This is a genomic window from Xanthomarina gelatinilytica, assembly GCF_000348685.1.
Taxonomy (GTDB): domain Bacteria; phylum Bacteroidota; class Bacteroidia; order Flavobacteriales; family Flavobacteriaceae; genus Xanthomarina; species Xanthomarina gelatinilytica.
On record NZ_ANLA01000014.1, the window covers coordinates 15,609 to 34,221 of the forward strand.

Genomic DNA, 18,613 nt, shown 5'->3' on the forward strand with positions numbered 1-18,613 from the left:
AACTAGTTACGCAGTGGTTTTCCAGTTTTCAACATGTGCTGAATGCGTTCTAAAGTTTTTCTTTCAGTACAAAGTGATAAGAATGCTTCACGTTCTAAATCCAATAAATATTGTTCACTTACCAAGGTTGGTTCCGATAAATCGCCTCCAGCCATTACGTAAGCTAATTTATTAGCTATTTTTTGGTCGTGTTCACTTATGTAATTACTGTCTTCCATAGAATCTGTTCCTACTAAAAACATTCCTAAGGCTTGCTTCCCAAGTACCTTAACGTCTGTACGTTTTACAGGTTGCGTATAACCAGCTTCTGCCATTAATTTTGCATAAGCTTTGGCAGTTGCAATTTGTCTGTCTTTATTAACGACTACCACATCTTTTCCTTTTTGAAGAATGCCTAAATCGAAAGCTTCGTATGCCGAAGTGGCTACTTTAGCCATTCCGATGGTTAAGAAATACTCCTGCAACACATTTAATTCTACATCACCTTTTCTAAATGTATCAGAAGCTCTTAAAGCCATTTCTTTAGAACCTCCACCACCAGGAATCACACCAACACCAAACTCTACAAGTCCGATGTAAGTTTCGGCAGCTGCAACCACTTTATCTGCATGCATGGAAAGTTCACAGCCTCCACCTAGCGCCATTCCATGAGGAGCAGCTACAGTTGGAATTGCTGAATAACGCATACGCATCATGGTATCTTGGAAGTATTTGATGGCCATGTTAAGCTCGTCGTATTCTTGTTCGGCAGCCATCATGAAAATCATTCCAATGTTGGCTCCAACAGAGAAATTTGCAGCTTGATTACCAATGACCAAGCCTTGGAAATCTTTTTCAGCTAAATCCACTGCTTTATTCAATCCAGCGAGTACGTCACCACCAATGGTGTTCATTTTACTCTGGAATTCACAGTTTAAAATACCATCTCCCAAATCTTCGATAACGACTCCCGAGTTTTTAAAGACCTCGTTTGATTTTCTAATGTTATCCAAAATAATGAAGGCATCTTGACCAGGAATTTTTTCTTGAGACTTGGTTGGAATGTTATAAAAATAGGTTGCTCCATCTTTAACTGTATAGAAGCTTTTGTTGCCTGTTGCGAGCATGTTTTTTACCCAGGCATTAGGCTCCAAACCTTCGGCTTTCATGAGTTCGATGCCTTTTTCCACACCAATGGCATCCCAAATTTGGAAAGGACCATGTTCCCAGCCAAATCCAGCTTTCATCGCGTCGTCTATTTTATATAATTCATCTGAAATTTCTGGGATTCTATTGGATACATAAGCAAACATGGCAGTAAAATTCTTTCTGTAGAATTCTCCAGCTTTATCTTTTCCAGAAACTAGAATTGGAAAACGGTCAATAACTTTATCGACAGTTTTTGTCAGCTCTAAGGTGGCAAATTTTGCCGATTTTTTATCTCTATATTGAAGGGTGTTTAAATCTAAAGTCTTTATTTCCTTTCCTTCTTTTTTATAAAATCCTTGGCCAGTTTTGCTTCCCAGCCATTTGTTTTCCATCATGGTATTGATGAAATCAGGCAGTTTAAACAGCTCATGAGCTTCGTCATTAGGACAATTTTCATAAATGCCGTTTGCCACATGAACCAAAGTATCCAAACCAACCACATCAACCGTTCTAAAGGTTGCCGATTTTGGACGACCAATCACTGGACCAGTCAATTTATCGACTTCTTCAACCGTTAAATCCATTTCCTTGACTTGATGGAACAAACTTTGAATGCCGAAAATACCAATTCTGTTTCCTATAAAAGCAGGTGTATCTTTGGCAACCACAGAGGTTTTGCCCAGGAATTTTTCACCATATTCATTTAAGAAATCCAAAACTTCTTGAGATGTTTTGGGACTAGGAATGATTTCAAATAACTTTAAGTAACGCGCTGGATTGAAAAAGTGTGTGCCACAAAAATGTTTCTGGAAATCGTCGCTTCGTCCTTCACTCATAAACTTAATAGGGATTCCAGAGGTATTAGACGTAATTAAAGTTCCAGGCGTTCTATGTTTTTCAAGTTTTTCAAAAACTTGTTTTTTAATGTCAAGACGCTCTACAACCACTTCCATGATCCAATCTACATCTTTTACCTTTGCAATATCGTCTTCTAAATTACCAGTAGTAATCCTGTTTGCAAAAGATTGATGGTAAATAGGAGAGGGCTTTGATTTTAAAGAAGCCGTTAAGGAATTGTTTACAATCCTGTTTCTTACAGCTTTATCTTCTAAAGTGAGACCTTTAGCTTTTTCAGCATCGGTAAGTTCTCTAGGAACAATGTCCAGCAATAGCACATCCACACCAATATTGGCAAAATGACATGCAATACCACTTCCCATGATTCCGGAACCTATAATGGCTATTTTTTTAATACGTCTTGTACTCATTTTATTTTAAATGATTTATCTATTAATACTTGATGTTGTTAACCTCGTTGGTATATATTTTTTTATTTGAAATTAAATCGTTTATGGTTTCTGCTACTTCATAAAACGCCATTAATTTTTCCAAAGGAATATTTTTCTTGATGGCTTCGTTGAATTTTAACACCCTGTCTTTGGAGTAGGCCCTTTTTTCTTTTCCAAAATCGGTTAAGTAAATCAAGACACCACGACCATCTTCAGGATTGGGTTTTCTTTCAATTAAACCTCTGGTTTCCATAGTTTTTAATATTCTGGACAAACTGGTTGCCTCCATACCCATTTTTGGACCTAAGGATGTTGAAGGGGTTCCACTTTCTGGGTCTATACTTAATAAAGTAAAGCCAGTGGCCATGGTGCTATCAAATTTTGCAGCTTCTTCATTGTACATTTTTTGGACAGCTAACCATGTGGTTCTTAGAATATAATCAATGGTTTTATCTTTCATATTTAGTGTTTATGAAATCCAAAGATAAGTAAAATTTATTATGCATGCATAATAAATTTAAAAAATTTTAATAGGAAATGGGTTAAAAAAAACTCCTTTATCAAATAAAGGAGTTTGTGATTTAAGAGCGATATATTTTCTCGATGAGGTCTTTGTAGATTTCTTTAATAACCTTTCGTTTCATTTTCATGGTAGGTGTTAAGTGACCATCTTCAATGGTCCAAGCATTTGGTGTTATTTCAAATTTTTTGATTTGTTCCCAATGACCAAACTTTTTATTGGCCTCATCTATTTCTTCTTGAATTCTTTCCCTTAGTTTTTGGTTAGAGGCTATATCTTCTTTAGATTTAAATGTAATATGATGTCTTTTTGCCCATTCTTCAATAAATTCGTAATTGACTTGGATTAATGCTGCAGGCATTTTTTCGCCTTCACCAATCACCATAATTTGTTCTATAAAACGGGATTGTTTAAACTGGTTCTCCAATAGGGCAGGAGCTACGTATTTTCCGCCAGAAGTTTTAAACATTTCTTTTTTTCTGTCTGTTATTTTCAGGAAGCCATCACTATCAATTTCACCTATGTCTCCAGTATGGAAATAGTCGCCTGTCATAACTTCGGCAGTTTTTTCAGGTTCTTTGTAGTAACCTTTCATGACATTAGGTCCTTTTACCAAAATTTCGCCATCCTCAGCAATTTTAACGTCTACATTATCTATTATGCGACCAACGGTTCCAATTCTAAAACCACCATCCCTTTGATCGTTCACAGAGATTACAGGTGAGGTTTCGGTTAAGCCGTAACCTTCCATAATTGGCATTTCGGCTGCTGCGAAAATCCTGGTTAATCTAGGTTGTAATGCTGCGCTTCCAGAGACCATAAGGTCCAACTGACCACCTAAACCCTCTTTCCATTTGCTGAAAATGAGTTTTCTAGCTAATTTAAGTTGTGTTTCGTACCACCAACCATTGGATCCATAAGGTTCGTACTTAAGGCCCAATTCCACAGCCCAAAAGAACAAGGCTTTTTTAATGCCGCTAAGATCTGCTCCTTTAGCGATTATTTTATCGTACACTTTTTCATATAAACGTGGTACAGCTGTCATGACATGAGGTTGGACTTCTTTTAGGTTGTCACTCATTTTTTCTATGGATTCTGCAAAATATATTTCAACACCACAATATTGATATAGATACAGGATCATGCGTTCAAATACATGACAAACTGGTAGAAAACTCAACGATTTTGAATGCCCATAATCAAAAGGGACACGTTTTTCACTATCCAATACGTTGGACACGATATTTTTATGGGTAAGCATGACCCCTTTAGGTCTACCTGTTGTTCCGGAAGTGTAAATTAAGGTTGCCAAATCGTCGGTTGTTACTGCACTTTTCCTGGTTTCAACGTCTTTTTGGTTGCTGTCGTCCTTTCCTAATTCCAAAACTTCTTTCCAGTTTTTTTCTCCATCAACTTCATCAAAAGTATAAATGGCTTTTAGTTTTGTTTGACTTTTAATGGGGTTAAGTTTTTCTAAAATTTCAGCATCAGAAACAAAACAATAACTTGCCTCTGAGTGATTTAAAATGTATTCGTAGTCCTCCTTGGAAATGGTAGGGTAAATAGGTACATTTTGAGCACCAACCTGTAATACACCAATATCCAAGACATTCCATTCGGTTCTGTTGGTGGTTGAAATAACAGCAATTTTATCGTTAGGCTTCACTCCCAAACGTAACAAGCCTCTACTGATAGCGTTTGCTTGATTTACATATTCCTTTGAGGATATGGACTCCCAATTTCCGTTGCTTTTTGAAGTAAAAGCTTTTTCTAAATTGTAAGTTTTTAATTGGTGATACGGAAAATCGAAAAGTCTGGTAATTTGAGTCATCTGTTTATGGAATTTGAAGACTTGCAAATTATGAAAAAAAAGTGATATTTAATTGTTGCCATAAAAAAAGGAGCTTAAAAAATGAAAGCTCCTTGATTTATAATTATTTAAATATTCTATTTTTTGTTTTCCAGCCATTTTCTAGCATTCACAAAGGCCTCCAACCAAGGAGAGACTTCGTCTTTACGCCCGTTAGGGTAGTTGGCCCAGTTCCATTGAAATGTTGAACGCTCAATATGTGGCATAGTCACCAAATGCCTTCCAGTTTTATCAGTCATCATAGCTGTATTAAAATCTGAACCATTTGGATTATGAGGATATTCAGCATAACCATACTTTGCTACAATATTGTACTGATCTTCAGCATAAGGAAGGTTGAATTTTCCTTCACCATGAGAAATCCAAACACCTAGTGTGCTACCTGCTAAGGTTGAAAGCATAATAGAGTTATTCTCTTGAATTTTCACAGACGTAAATGAGCTCTCGTGTTTATGAGAATCATTATGCACCATTTTACCATGCTGCTCATGCTCTGGATTAATAAGGTCTAGTTCCATCATTAACTGGCAACCGTTACAAATACCAACCGAAAGTGTGTCTTCTCTTTCAAAGAAATTTTTGAGGGCAGTATTGGCTTTTTCGTTGTACATAAAAGCGCCTGCCCAACCTTTGGCAGAACCTAAAACATCAGAATTTGAAAAACCACCAACAGCACCAATAAACTGAATATCTTCCAAGGTTTCACGGCCAGAAATTAAATCGGTCATGTGCACGTCTTTCACGTCAAAACCAGCTAAGTACATGGCATTGGCCATTTCGCGCTCTGAATTAGATCCTTTTTCACGTAGAATAGCAGCTTTTGGCCTGTCTTTGCGAGGAGCTCGTGACGTGGCAATCTCCTTTTCTGAATCAGATTGCTTCGTTTCACTCGCAATGACGTCTGATAATTTTCCAGTAAAATGCTTCGGGAATTTATACTGTAAAGGCTGTTTTTTATAGTTGTCAAATCGGTCTTGAGCCAAGTTGTTTGCCGTTTGTTTTTGGTCCAGTAGGTAGGAGGTTTTGTACCAAACGTCACGTAATCTAGAGACAGTAAGTGTAAACACCTCTTGGTGGTTAATGATGCTTAAAACATCAGAATTTGTGACTTTTCCTATGTTAAAGAATTCAATATTGGCATTTGTTAATACCTGCTCCACCGAATTATCTGTAGCTTGGAAGACAATTCCAGAATTTTCAGCAAATAAAAGTTTTACAGAGTCTTTTTCTGCTAATTCCGTCAGGTCTAATTCGGCTCCCAGATTCACATCGGCAAAACACATTTCCAGTAAGGTTGTAATTAAACCACCAGAAGCCACATCATGTCCAGCAACAATTTTATCCTCTTTTATTAACTGTTGTATGGTATTGAATGTGTTTTTAAATTGTTGCGCATCTTTTATGGATGGAGTGTCATTTCCAATTTTATTGAGCACTTGCGCAAACGAACTACCTCCCAATTTAAATTGGTCTTGAGATAGATTGATATAATAAATAGTGCCAGTTCCAGAGGTTTCGGTTTTTTGGAATACAGGTTCAACTACCTTATGGATATCGTTGCAATTTGCAGCAGCAGAAATAATGACTGTCCCTGGGGAAATAACCTCTTCATTAGGATATTTTTGTTTCATGGAAAGCGAATCCTTTCCAGTAGGAACGTTTATGCCCAACTCGATAGCAAATTGTGATACAGCTTCTACAGCTTCGTATAAACGCGCATCTTCACCTTCATTTTTACAAGGCCACATCCAATTGGCAGATAAGGATACACTTTTCAATCCGTCTTTTAAAGGTGCCCAAACCACATTTGTTAAGGCTTCAGCAATGGCATTTCTACTTCCAGCTGTAGGTGAAATCAAACCAGATATAGGTGCATGGCCAACAGAGGTTGCAATGCCTTCTTTCCCATTGTAATCTAAGGCCATTACACCACAATTGTTTAAAGGAAGTTGTAAAGGGCCTGCACATTGCTGTTTGGCTACTTTACCACCAACGCAACGGTCTACTTTATTGGTTAACCAATCTTTACAAGCAACAGCTTCCAGCTGCAATACTTGATCCAGGTAGTCCAGAATATTTTTGGAATTATAGCTCAGGTCTTTATATATTCTATGAACCGTTTTGTCTGTCATGATGGTTTTTGGAGAACTACCAAACATATCTTCAAGAGCCAAATCCATAGGTTTATCGCCTTTGGTTTTAGACTCAAACGTAAACCGATGGTTTCCCGTCACATTACCAACAGTGTACATAGGTGAACGTTCACGTTCTGCAATTCGGTTTAGTGTTTCTAAATGTTTTTCGGCTATGACCAATCCCATGCGTTCTTGAGATTCGTTTCCAATTATTTCTTTAGCCGAAAGAGTTGGGTCGCCAACAGGTAACTTATCCAAATCGATTTTCCCACCAGTGTCTTCAACCAATTCTGAAAGACAATTTAAATGTCCACCAGCTCCATGGTCGTGAATGGACACAATATGATTTTCATCGCTTTCCACCATGCCACGAATGGCATTGGCAGCGCGCTTTTGCATTTCTGGATTGGAACGTTGCACAGCATTCAGTTCAATACCAGAAGCAAATTCTCCTGTATCTGCTGAAGATACAGCAGCTCCACCCATTCCAATTCGGTAATTTTCACCACCTAGAATCACGATTTTGTCACCTTCTTTAGGTGTGTCTTTTAAAGCTTGGTCTGCTTTACCATATCCAATACCACCTGCTTGCATGATCACTTTATCGTAACCAAGTTTTCGTAGTTTATATTCTTCGTTGGCACTCTGAACGGCATCGCTGTTTTCGTCATGCTCAAAAGTTAACACAGAGCCACAAATTAAAGGTTGACCAAATTTGTTTCCAAAATCTGAAGCACCATTGCTTGCTTTTATTAAAATATCCATTGGTGTTTGGTACAACCAAGGTCGTGCTTGCATGTTTTGTTCCCAAGGGCGGGTTTCTTCCAGTCTGGAATACGCTGTCATATACACAGCAGTTCCAGCAAGTGGCAACGAGCCTTTTCCTCCAGCCAATCTATCGCGAATTTCACCACCAGAACCTGTTGCAGCACCATTAAATGGCTCAACAGTTGTAGGGAAATTATGGGTTTCAGCTTTTAGGGAAATGACAGAATCAAATTCTTTCACTTGGTAATAGTCTGGTTTATCTGCTGTTTTAGGAGCAAATTGCTCCACCTTTGGCCCTTTAATAAAGGCTACGTTGTCTTTATAGGCTGAAACAATATCGTTTGGATGTTGTTTTGAGGTTTCTTTTATTAGTTTGAAAAGAGAGGTAGGTTTTTCTTTACCATCTATTACAAAAGTGCCATTAAAGATTTTATGGCGACAGTGTTCAGAATTCACTTGAGAGAACCCAAAGACTTCAGAATCTGTTAAGGGTCTCCCAATTTTTTTTGAAACACCATTTAAGTAGTCTATTTCCTCATCACTTAAGGCCAAACCTTCTTGTTGGTTATAGGCTGCAATATCTTCAATTTCCAGAATAGGCTCAGGCTGAATGTTAATGGTAAACGTTTCTTGATTCAAGCCTTGATATTTCTCTGAAATCATTGGGTCAAAATCTTTGAAGTCTGCATTTACAGCTTGAAATTCTTCAATTCTTGTAATGCCTGCTATTCCCATATTTTGGGTGATTTCAACAGCATTGGTACTCCAAGGTGTGATCATGGCAGCACGAGGACCAACAAAAAAAGCATCGAGAGATGCTTGTTCTATTTTTGGCTGGTTGCCAAATAACCATACCAATTTAGAGATGGTTTCAGTTGATAATTCTTTTGTTGCTTGAACAGCAAAAACTTTGCTGTTTTGGTTTCCGAAGAAATGAATCATTATGTATGAGTTAGGTTGTGCCTGCTTATTTGGCAGACAGGTTGTTTTCTTTTAAAGTGCAAATTTACTTTTTTTCAGCGTAATAATTGCTATTTACATTCTTGAAAATTTTGAGTTATTCACGTGGTTATTAACCAAAAAAAAAGCGACTGGTTATAGTCGCTTTTGTATTTATTTTTTAATAAGCTTCTTGCTTATGGTTGTATTTCCTTGTGTGAGTTTTAAAATATATACACCTGAATTTAAATTGTCAAGCTGAATGCTTTGAGACTGATGTATTGTTTTAGTTAGCACTCTTTTCCCTAGAATGTTATAAATTTCTATTTGAGTTTTTTCTGTACTATTCAATTGAATATTTAATTGATTTGAAACAGGGTTTGGATAGATGTTGAAAGTCTCTTGACTGAATTCTTCATTGCTTAAAAGCCCACAAGTCCATTTCAAATCATCGAACATTACACGATTTGAAGGATTAGTATTGTTATTGATAACAAATGATGTTACTTGAGAAATATTGCAAGGAATTGTAGTAGTTTGAGCTGTGTCACTATAAGGGATTGTTGCAATAATATTTCCGTTTATAACCAAATCAAAAGTTCCAGAATCTCCTCCAAAAACTCTTTGTGTCGTTATGGTTACACTTTCAATAAATTCAAAATCAGGATTAGTGTTTAGCATACCATTACGAATAGTAATAGCTCTTCCGTTTAGAGTTTGGTCTGTACGAGCATCCGTAGCATTCCAAGTATATCCTTGATCTCCAGTCCACGTTCTATCTGAATATGAACTTGAATTTGCTGGGATATCGTTAAAAGTTTCATTTATACAGTATAGACCTGAGCCATTTTCTTCTTGAGTTGTTTCGCAGGCTTCATTGCTAAATCCAGACTCATTCCCAGCAGCATCTCTAGCTTTTACTTTAAAACAATAAGTTGTATTTACTCCTAAATTTAAAACTGTAATTGATGTTTGATTTGTTGTAAAATTAGTATAAACATCATCAATATAAATATCGTAAGCAATAACTCCAATATTGTCTGTTGAGGCAGTCCAAGAAAGTTCTATCGAATGAGGTTGAGGATTAAAAGCTACCAAGTTTATTGGATCTGTAGGTGCTTCGGTATCTGGAGTTGGGTTCCAGATCATATTGGCATAACTAGGATTGTCTATAAAAGGGTTTCTGTTTCCTTGATGAATGTATGCTGCGTTGTTTCTGTTCAATTCCCTTTGGTTAACGGCATCATTATTGTGCCAATCCAAAAGTAAGGCAATAAACCAATCCTCATAAACTTGATCGTTAGTGCCATTTAACATAGGGTGGCTCCATGAATCCACTTGGTCTTCATATCTTACAGCAAAATACAACAGGCATCTTGCAATATCTCCTTTAAATTCGTCTATAGGTTCAAAAACAGTTCCCGAATAGCCAGAGATACTGCTAGGGCCTCTTTTAGAACCATTCATATAGGTTGTAGTGGCTGAATTTGTTTCACCAAAAGCCAAACTGCCTCGTCCATTGTTTACATAACCATCGGTTGGGATTACTTGATGTATGTCTCCAACCATTGGCATGGCACTTCCATAGACACTTTGAGGCATTAAATGTTCGCCGTTATAGCAATCCATTTCGCTGTTGTAGTTTCCACACTTGTCACTTGGGTTGGCATAATAGCTGTAATTATAAGGATCTGTTGAGGTTGGATTCTCGGAGTACATATCCATTACAGATCCATCGTTTTCATAAAAATCATCGACATCTGTTGCTCTGTAACCTGTTGCCAAATCAAATAATTGATCGTAGGTTTTAGGACTATGGCCATTGGTGATTATATTTTTTAATTGTGTTTTTAAGGTGTAACCGCTTCCTGTTGCAGTGCTATAATAACCAGCTGGAATTTGAGCGAAAGTAGTTACTGAAACCAGTAATAATAGTAAGGTGTAAAAATGTTTCATTCTTTTTTATTTGTTTTTCTTTTCTAATAAGGCCATGTAAAATCCATCATAACCCGTTTTGTGGGACAAGATGCTTTTGTCTTTTACAAAGGTAAAATCTTTTCCCATTTCAGATGTTAAAAAAGTCTCCACTTGCTTTTTGTTTTCTGAAGGAAGGATAGAACAAGTAGCATAAACCATTTGTCCTGCAGGTTTTACCATTCTGGAGTATTGTTGTAATATTTCTTGTTGTGTTTTTTTTATGTTTTCCAGAAACTCTGGTTGCAGTTTCCATTTGGCATCTGGATTTCTGCGTAAAATACCAAGTCCGGAGCAAGGTGCATCTATAAGTACGCGATCTGCTTTATCGTATAGTTTTTTTATAACTTTAGTGGAATCTATATGTCTTGGTTCTATGTTGTGAGCTCCATTGCGTTTGGCTCTACGTTTTAATTCCTTTAATTTGTTATCGTAGATGTCCATGGCTATAATTTGGCCTTTGTTTTCCATAAGCGACGCCAAGTGCAATGCTTTGCCACCAGCTCCTGCACAAGCATCTACCACGCGCATACCTGGTTGCACATTCAGGAATTCGGCCACTAATTGTGAAGAAGCATCCTGGACTTCAAAAAGGCCATTTTGGAAAGCTTCTGTAGTAAAGACATTGGCACGTTCCTTAAGTTTTAGTGCATGGGGATAGTCTTTAATAAATTCGGTTTCAATATCTAAATCAAATAATTCGGATTGTAGTTTTTCTTTGGTTGTTTTAAGGGTATTGACTCTTAAAATAACGTCAGCTTGTTCGTTTAAAGCTGCAATTTCTTTGGTCCAAACGGCTTTGCCTAGCTCTTTTTCGCCAAGTTCATCTAACCAATCTGGAATGGACTCCTTGTATTTTCTAATTTTGGAGAGTTCGTCGAAACGTCCTTTTATTTTACGGGTTGGCGTGTTTTCAAAATATTTCCAATCAGGAAGTTTAATGCCTCTTAAGGTGGCCCAGACTGCAAAAATACGCCACAGGTTGTCTCTGTCGAATGGTTCCTTCACTTCAGCAATTTCAGCGTATAAGCGTTTCCATCTTACTATGTCGTAAGTGGTTTCGGCTACAAAAGCGCGATCTCTTGCTCCCCAACGTTTGTCACGTTTTAATAGTTGTTGGATAACTTTATCTGCATATTTGTCTTCATTGAAGATTAGGGTCAATCCATCAATAACGGCAAAGCATAAATTTCTGTGTAATCTCATTTCAATTTTATAAGCTTGCAAAGTTACGTTAAAAGAGATGAATTTTCGAATGTTTTTATTATTTAGATGAATAGGCTTATCTTTCCTGAAAAATTTTTAAAATGAGGAGTATTATTTGTTTGGTTTTGATTTGTGGTTTTATGGTTTCCTGTAAAGATGAAGCGACTTTTATCCCAAGGGATTTTAATACTGTTGAAATAGAAACCATATTGGAGGATTCTTTGCTAAGTATTCGATCCATAGATATTTTAAATGATGGCAGTTTGACATTTGCAGCCAATAATGGTGCCTATGGACTTTATAATCCAAAGAAAGAAAGTTGGCAAATTTCAAAGCAGGTTTATGATACTTTACAACTGGAATTTAGATCTGTTGCGCATACCTCTTCTGATTTTTTTATGTTAAGTGTGGGAAATCCAGCCATGTTGTTTAAAACTGGAGATCAAGGGACTATGGAATTGGTTTATTTTGAAGAGCATCCAAAGGTTTTTTATGATTCTATGATTTTTTGGAACGATCAGGAAGGTATTGCCATTGGAGATACTACAGAGGCTTGTTTAAGCATCATAATTACAAGGGATGGAGGGAACACATGGCATAAGCTTTCTTGCGATGTGTTGCCAAAAGCTAAGGAAGCTGAAGGTGCGTTTGCAGCCAGCAACACCAACATTGCAGTTAAAGGCAATAATACTTGGATTGCCACAACAGCTGGAAGGGTTTATTTTTCTGAAGACAAAGGTAAGTCTTGGAGCGTTGTACAAACACCTGTTATTAATGCCAAAGAAACAGAGGGCATTTATTCCATGGCTTTTTATGACAACAAGAATGGATTTGCCATTGGTGGAGATTATACCAATCCGGAGAGCAATACAGCCAATAAAATTATCACCAACGATGGAGGAAACACCTGGACGCTTATAGCTTCTGGAAAAGAACCAGGTTATAGAAGTTGCGTACAGTATGTTCCAAATGGAAACGGAAAAGAATTGGTGACTGTAGGTTTTAAGGGCATAGATTACAGTAAGGATGGAGGTGATTCATGGAAAAGCATAAGTAAGGAAGGGTTTTACACGCTTCGGTTTTTAAACGATAGTGTGGCCTATGCTGCTGGCCAAAAACGCATAAGTAAATTAATGTTTAAATAAAAAAAGAAGCCATTGGCTTCTTTTTTGTTTAATGTCCTTCCTTCCTGTCAGAATGATGTCGTTTTCTATATTCCTCAAACATTTTTTTGTTGAAATCGTCTTCAGCTTTTTTTAACTGAACAATTTTTTTTGCAGAAATAACTTTTTGTAAATCAATAATCAAACTGTTGTATATCTCGTTTCTTCTATTGTTTAAAGCCTTCATGTCTTCCAGCATGTCTTTTGCTTGCGCTTCGGTCAAGCTTTCTATATCCACTTTTTTTCTGCTTTCATGAGCCTCTTTTTTAAGGGCTCTTTTCTCTTCTTCAAAATTATTGTAAATAGGCCAAAATTTTTCGGCTTCGGCTTTAGTTAAATTCAATTGTTCTGTTATGTAAGCAGTTTTAAGGGCTTTTATTTTTTCGTGTTTGTCCTGGGCATGCAGGTTTATGGCCAAACTAACAAAGACTATTAAAAGAATTGTTTTTTTCATATCCAATATGTTGTTATTCAGAAATAAAATCTTCTAAATCTGATGTGTTGTATAAATAATTTTCTAAAGATGCATCGCTTATGGATTCTTCTAAAATAAAAGAGGAAATATCTATGTCTTCTATGATTTCAGTTTCCAAATCCATGGTTTCAAACTCTTGATTGGACACATAATTTTCTAAAACTTCGGTTTCTATAGTGTCAAAACTAAGGTTCTTGTTAAAGAGGTTCAAATTAAAAAGCAATATTACAGCTGCAGCTACACCACTTATGGCTATCATGTTTCTTTTTGAGAACAACGTGATGACTTTGCTTTCTTGTTTTACTGAAACTTGACTGATAATTTTGTCTTCAAGGGTTTCAAAATAATTTACAGGAGTTTTAAAACTTGTTTTGTTTATTTTTTCGGACAGTTGAATTTGAGACCATAGGGAATCTTCCAAATTTGTGAAATAATCTGGAGGGGTTTTAAACCCTGTTTTTTTAATGGTATGTATCTTTTTCTTTTTCATTTTAACAGTTAGACTGTTTTTTGTTGTAAAAGTTTAATTGTTAGTTAAATAGTCTTCCAGTTTTTTTATGGCAATGTGGTAAGATGCTTTCAAGGCACCTTCACTGGTATCCAATATTTGTGCCATGTCTTTATATTTTATATCCTGAAAATATTTCATGTTAAAAACCAATTGCTGTTTTTCCGGCAAGGTGGCAATGGCCTGCTGCAATTTGTATTGTATGTCGTCTCCTTCAAAATAAACATCAGCTTTTAGGTTGTCTATGGCCAATTGTTTTATGTCTTCGTTGGACATTTGTAATTGTTTAGCCCTTTGTTTTATAAAGGTCAAGGACTCGTTGGTGGCAATTCTGTACATCCAAGAAAAAAGTTTGCTATCTCCTTTAAAGTTATGAATATTTTTATAGATTTTTATAAAAGTGTTTTGAAGTACATCGTCTGCGTCGTCATGAGATTTAACTATATGACGAATATGCCAATACAAGCGTTCTTTATAAAGAGTGATGAGTTCTTTAAAAGCACTGTCTTTATGCTGGTTGGATTGAAGCTGTTCTAATAATTTAGATTCGTCTGTCACCTGATAATTTTAATATTAGACCTTACAAAGTAATGAAAGTTTAATTTTAAAATTTACCAAAAAGTTAAATTATTGTTAATCAAAAGGTTAATTTGTAAAACATCGATAAACGGCATCATTACTACGACGAAAAACATTTTTTATTTGTTTTCTTAAAATTTTTGTATTATGTTTACATCAATCAACCTACTTAATTGTTAGTTTCTCCCCAAGTCTAACAATAGCAAAAAAGGACAATATGAAAGTATTGTCCTTTTTTTTTTGTGTAAACCACTTAGCCCTAATATTTTTATGTTTGTTATATTTTTATGAATGGTTTTTTAACAAGAAATTTTAGCATCTAGATTCTAGAGCTGTTTTATGTGCTGTTTTAATAACGAAATTGTACAAGATCAAATTGTAATTTTTTTAAGTTAAGGTTCGTAATCCCTTTGAATTGCCTTAACTTAATGAAATTATTGCTCAAAACTCTGCATTTCTACCAGTTTTTTGTACATGCCATTTTTTGCCAATAATTCCTGGTGGGCTCCTTGTTCTACAATTTCCCCTTTTTGCATCACTATAATTTCGTCGGCATTTTGTATAGTGGATAATCTATGGGCAATAACAATAGAGGTTCTGTTCTTCATCATGTTCTCTAAAGCTATTTGAACCAAACGCTCACTTTCAGTATCCAGGGCAGAAGTGGCTTCGTCCAGAATCATGATAGGAGGGTTTTTTAATACAGCTCTTGCTATGCTTAAACGCTGTTTTTGACCTCCAGAAAAATTATTTCCGGCATCTCCAACATTGGTTTCTATGCCGTTTGGTAAGTCTTTTACAAACTCCCAGGCATTGGCAATTTTTAAAGCCTCCATAATCTCTTCGTCGGTAGCATCTGGTTTTCCAATTAAGATGTTATTTTTTATGGTATCGTTAAAAAGTATGGAGTCTTGCGTGACCAATCCCATAAGGTTCCTTAGAGAATTTTTTGTTACATTTTTAATATCTGTTCCATCTATGGTTATGCTACCCTCATTAATGTCGTAAAATCTGGTGACCAAGTTTGCTATGGTACTTTTTCCACTTCCCGATTGGCCAACAAGAGCTACGGTTTTTCCTTTAGGGACTTTTAGGCTAAAGTTTTTCAAAACCAACTCGTTATCGTACTTAAAAGAGATGTTGTTAACAGATAATTCATTTTGGAAGTCTTGAAGAACAGTGGCATTTGGCAAATCGGACATGGTATCTTGCTCATGTAAAATTTCAAACACGCGATCTGCTGCTGCAATACCGTTTTTAACCCTGTAAGATGCTTTGCTTATGGCTTTAGCAGGTGTTAAAATGGCATATGCCAATCCCATGAATGCTAAAAAATCTGTACCCTCAATTACTTTTTCAACAAGTACCAATTGACCACCATACCATAATAATACTGCAATGGTAGTGATGCCCAAAACTTCGCTAACAGGTCCAGCAAGATTGTTTTTCAATCCAATTTTATTTGATAATTTAAGAATTTTATTGGCAGAATTGGTAAAGTTGTTTTTAAAAATGGTCTCTGCATTATAACTTTTTACAATCTTTAGCCCTGTTAAGGATTCTTCAACAATGGAGATTAATTTTCCAGATTCTTGCTGTGCTTTTAAAGAATTGCTTTTTAGGCTTTTTCCCAATCTTGAAATTAAAAGCCCAGCAACTGGAATAAAAAGCAATACAAAAAGCGTTAGTTTCCAACTGAAGGTAAACATGAAAATTAAAGAGAAGATAATGGTTGCAGGTTCCCTAACTATAAGTTCCAAAACAATAAAAAAGGAGTTTTGCATTTCGTTGATATCACCCAAAATCCTGGCCATGACATCTCCTTTTTGTCTTTTTGAATAAAAACTTAAGGGAAGTTCTATAATTTTTTTGTACATATCTTTTCTTAGGTTGTTCAAGACACCATTTTTAAGATACATCATGTGTTGCATGGATAAATAACCGAATAAATTTTTAAGAAGAAAGGTTGAAATAACCAATGAAATAACAATCACCAAAGCCATTTGTGCATTGCCGTTTTCCAAATAATTGCTCACTTTATAATTTAAAAGCTGCTCGCCATAGGTTTTAATGCCTTTAATGCCATTCCAAACCGGAGCTTCCCTAACTACAGCTGTTTTATCGAATAAAACATTTAACATGGGAATAAGCGAAATAAATGCAAGTGCACTAAACAAAGCATATAATAAATTAAAAAAGACATTTAAAAAAACGTGTTTTTTAAAGGTTTTGATAAAAGGCCAAAGTTGATTTATTATTTTCTTCATTTAAATAAGGTGCATATCCTTAATGATAGCGTTGATCTTGGTTTCCAATTGTTGTTCCTTAGCTTCAAAATCAGACACAGAGTCCAATGTGGTGTTAACGCTAATATAGAATTTGATTTTTGGTTCTGTTCCACTAGGTCTTAAAGCTATTTGGCTCCCATCTTCAGTATAATAAATCAACACGTTGGATTTTGGTACAGAAATAGGTGCTTCTTTTCCGGAAATTGGGTTTAAGGCAATGGAACTTTGATAGTCTTCTATTTTAATGACTTTGGAATTATTTATTACCGAAAGTGGTTTGTTCCTGAAGTCAATCATCATTTGTTTGATTTCCTGGGCACCTTCAATTCCTTTTTTAGTGATGGATATCAATCGTTCTTTATAAAAACCATGAGTTACATACAATTGAATCAATTCTTGGTACATGGAACTGCCTTTGGCTTTTGCCTGAGCTGCAATTTCGCAGGCAAGTAAGGTTGAGGTTACAGCATCTTTATCCCTTACAAAATCACCAACCATAAATCCAAAACTTTCTTCGCCTCCACCAATAAAATCAAGTTCAGGGAAGTCTTTGATCATTTTGGCAATCCATTTAAATCCTGTCAAGCCTATTTTACATTCCACATTGTATGCCTTTGCCAACACGCTCATCATGGGTGTGGAAACAATGGTGGAGCCAATAAATTCCTTACCTTTTATTTTTCCTTCTGTTTGCCATTGTTTTAACAAGAAATCCGTCATCAGTAACATGGCTTGGTTTCCATTCAGTAAGGTCATTTTTCCATTAAAATCCCTAACAGCAACACCAATTCTGTCACTATCTGGATCTGTACCAATTACCAAGTCTCCTTGTACTTTGTCTGCCAATTCCAGAGCCATTTTTAAAGCTTCGGGTTCTTCTGGGTTTGGAGATTCAACCGTAGGGAAATCGCCATTTGGTTCAGCTTGTTCTTCAACTATATGGAGGTTTTTGTATCCAGCTTGTTTTAGGGTATCTGGTATGATGGTAATGGAAGTGCCATGTAAAGAAGTAAATACAATATTTAACTGGTTTTTAGCTTGTTGCGCTGTATTAAAACTTCCGTTTTTTATGGATGCCTTTATAAATACATCGTCAACTTCTTTTCCAACAACTTGAATTAAAGCCTTGTTGGCTTCAAATTTAATTTCAGAATAATCCAAGTTGTTTATTTCGGTTATTATTTCGGCATCTTGAGGTGGTACCAATTGGCCTCCATCTTGCCAATATACTTTGTAACCATTGTATTCAGGCGGATTGTGAGATGCAGTAAGTACAATGCCACAATGGCAACCTAAATGTTTTAAAGCGAATGAGAGTTCTGGTGTTGGACGTAAATCCTCAAAAATATAGACCTGAATGTTGTTGGCTGAAAACACATTGGCAACAATATTTGCAAGGGTTTTACTGTTGTGTCTGCAATCGAAGGCAATGGCCACTTTAAGGGGTTCATTAGGAAACGATTTGTGTAGGTAATTGCTAAGCCCTTGTGTGTTTTTCCCTAAAGTATATTTGTTTATCCTGTTGGTGCCAATGCCCATAATGCCACGCATACCTCCAGTACCAAATTCTAGGTTTTTATAGAAGCTTTCTTTAAGCAATTTTGGGTTGGTGGCTATTAAGTTTTTTATGTAGTCTTGCGTGTCGTTATCAAAAGTTGGTGTTAGCCAAGTGTTTACTCTTTCTAATAATTCAGGTTCCATGTAAATCATATTCAAAAAAAAATGTCATGCAAAAATAAGGATTTCAAAAAAGATAATGGGGCAATACAAA

General features: G+C 36.0%; 12 protein-coding genes. 1 reads left to right on the forward strand and 11 read right to left on the reverse strand.

From position 1 onward, the window contains the following. Nucleotides 1-2 precede the first annotated feature (2 nt). The 6 genes from D778_RS08910 to D778_RS08935 form a co-directional block, all read right to left on the reverse strand. Nucleotides 3-2,396, reverse strand: coding sequence for a 3-hydroxyacyl-CoA dehydrogenase/enoyl-CoA hydratase family protein (locus D778_RS08910; RefSeq protein ID WP_007649842.1), 2,394 nt, complete (start codon nucleotides 2,394-2,396; stop codon nucleotides 3-5). A 22-nt stretch (nucleotides 2,397-2,418) separates the two neighbouring features. Then, a complete protein-coding gene (locus D778_RS08915) occupies nucleotides 2,419-2,877 on the reverse strand; it encodes a MarR family winged helix-turn-helix transcriptional regulator (protein WP_007649843.1) in 459 nt (152 codons plus the stop codon). A 121-nt stretch (nucleotides 2,878-2,998) separates the two neighbouring features. Next, entirely contained in the window at nucleotides 2,999-4,768 is a 1,770-nt protein-coding gene (locus D778_RS08920) for an AMP-dependent synthetase/ligase (RefSeq protein ID WP_007649844.1), read from the reverse strand. Nucleotides 4,769-4,884: 116 nt separating this feature from the next. Beyond that, on the reverse strand, nucleotides 4,885-8,652 hold the full coding sequence (gene purL, locus D778_RS08925; protein ID WP_007649845.1) for a phosphoribosylformylglycinamidine synthase: 3,768 nt from the start codon (nucleotides 8,650-8,652) through the stop codon (nucleotides 4,885-4,887). 171 nt (nucleotides 8,653-8,823) lie between these two features. Then, entirely contained in the window at nucleotides 8,824-10,605 is a 1,782-nt protein-coding gene (locus D778_RS08930; RefSeq protein ID WP_007649846.1) for an endonuclease, read from the reverse strand. A 6-nt stretch (nucleotides 10,606-10,611) separates the two neighbouring features. Continuing rightward, nucleotides 10,612-11,829 (reverse strand): RsmB/NOP family class I SAM-dependent RNA methyltransferase, encoded by a 1,218-nt coding sequence (locus tag D778_RS08935; protein ID WP_040491980.1) that lies wholly within the window; start codon nucleotides 11,827-11,829, stop codon nucleotides 10,612-10,614. Between the two features lie 101 nt (nucleotides 11,830-11,930). Here D778_RS08935 and D778_RS08940 point away from each other — a divergent pair, with 101 nt between their 5' ends. Beyond that, nucleotides 11,931-12,974, forward strand: a complete 1,044-nt coding sequence (locus D778_RS08940) for a WD40/YVTN/BNR-like repeat-containing protein (RefSeq protein WP_007649851.1) — start codon at nucleotides 11,931-11,933, stop codon at nucleotides 12,972-12,974. 28 nt (nucleotides 12,975-13,002) lie between these two features. Here D778_RS08940 and D778_RS08945 read toward each other — a convergent pair whose 3' ends face one another. The 5 genes from D778_RS08945 to D778_RS08965 form a co-directional block, all read right to left on the reverse strand. Beyond that, nucleotides 13,003-13,446 carry a Spy/CpxP family protein refolding chaperone gene (locus tag D778_RS08945; protein ID WP_007649852.1) on the reverse strand — a complete coding sequence of 148 codons (444 nt, stop codon included), beginning with the start codon at nucleotides 13,444-13,446 and terminating at the stop codon, nucleotides 13,003-13,005. 13 nt (nucleotides 13,447-13,459) lie between these two features. Next, nucleotides 13,460-13,957 (reverse strand): hypothetical protein, encoded by a 498-nt coding sequence (locus D778_RS08950; RefSeq protein ID WP_007649853.1) that lies wholly within the window; start codon nucleotides 13,955-13,957, stop codon nucleotides 13,460-13,462. A 33-nt stretch (nucleotides 13,958-13,990) separates the two neighbouring features. After that, on the reverse strand, nucleotides 13,991-14,533 hold the full coding sequence (locus tag D778_RS08955; protein ID WP_007649854.1) for an RNA polymerase sigma factor: 543 nt from the start codon (nucleotides 14,531-14,533) through the stop codon (nucleotides 13,991-13,993). A 455-nt stretch (nucleotides 14,534-14,988) separates the two neighbouring features. Beyond that, nucleotides 14,989-16,821 (reverse strand): ABC transporter ATP-binding protein, encoded by a 1,833-nt coding sequence (locus D778_RS08960; protein WP_007649855.1) that lies wholly within the window; start codon nucleotides 16,819-16,821, stop codon nucleotides 14,989-14,991. Continuing rightward, on the reverse strand, nucleotides 16,822-18,552 hold the full coding sequence (locus D778_RS08965; RefSeq protein WP_202898527.1) for a phospho-sugar mutase: 1,731 nt from the start codon (nucleotides 18,550-18,552) through the stop codon (nucleotides 16,822-16,824). Nucleotides 18,553-18,613 lie beyond the last annotated feature (61 nt).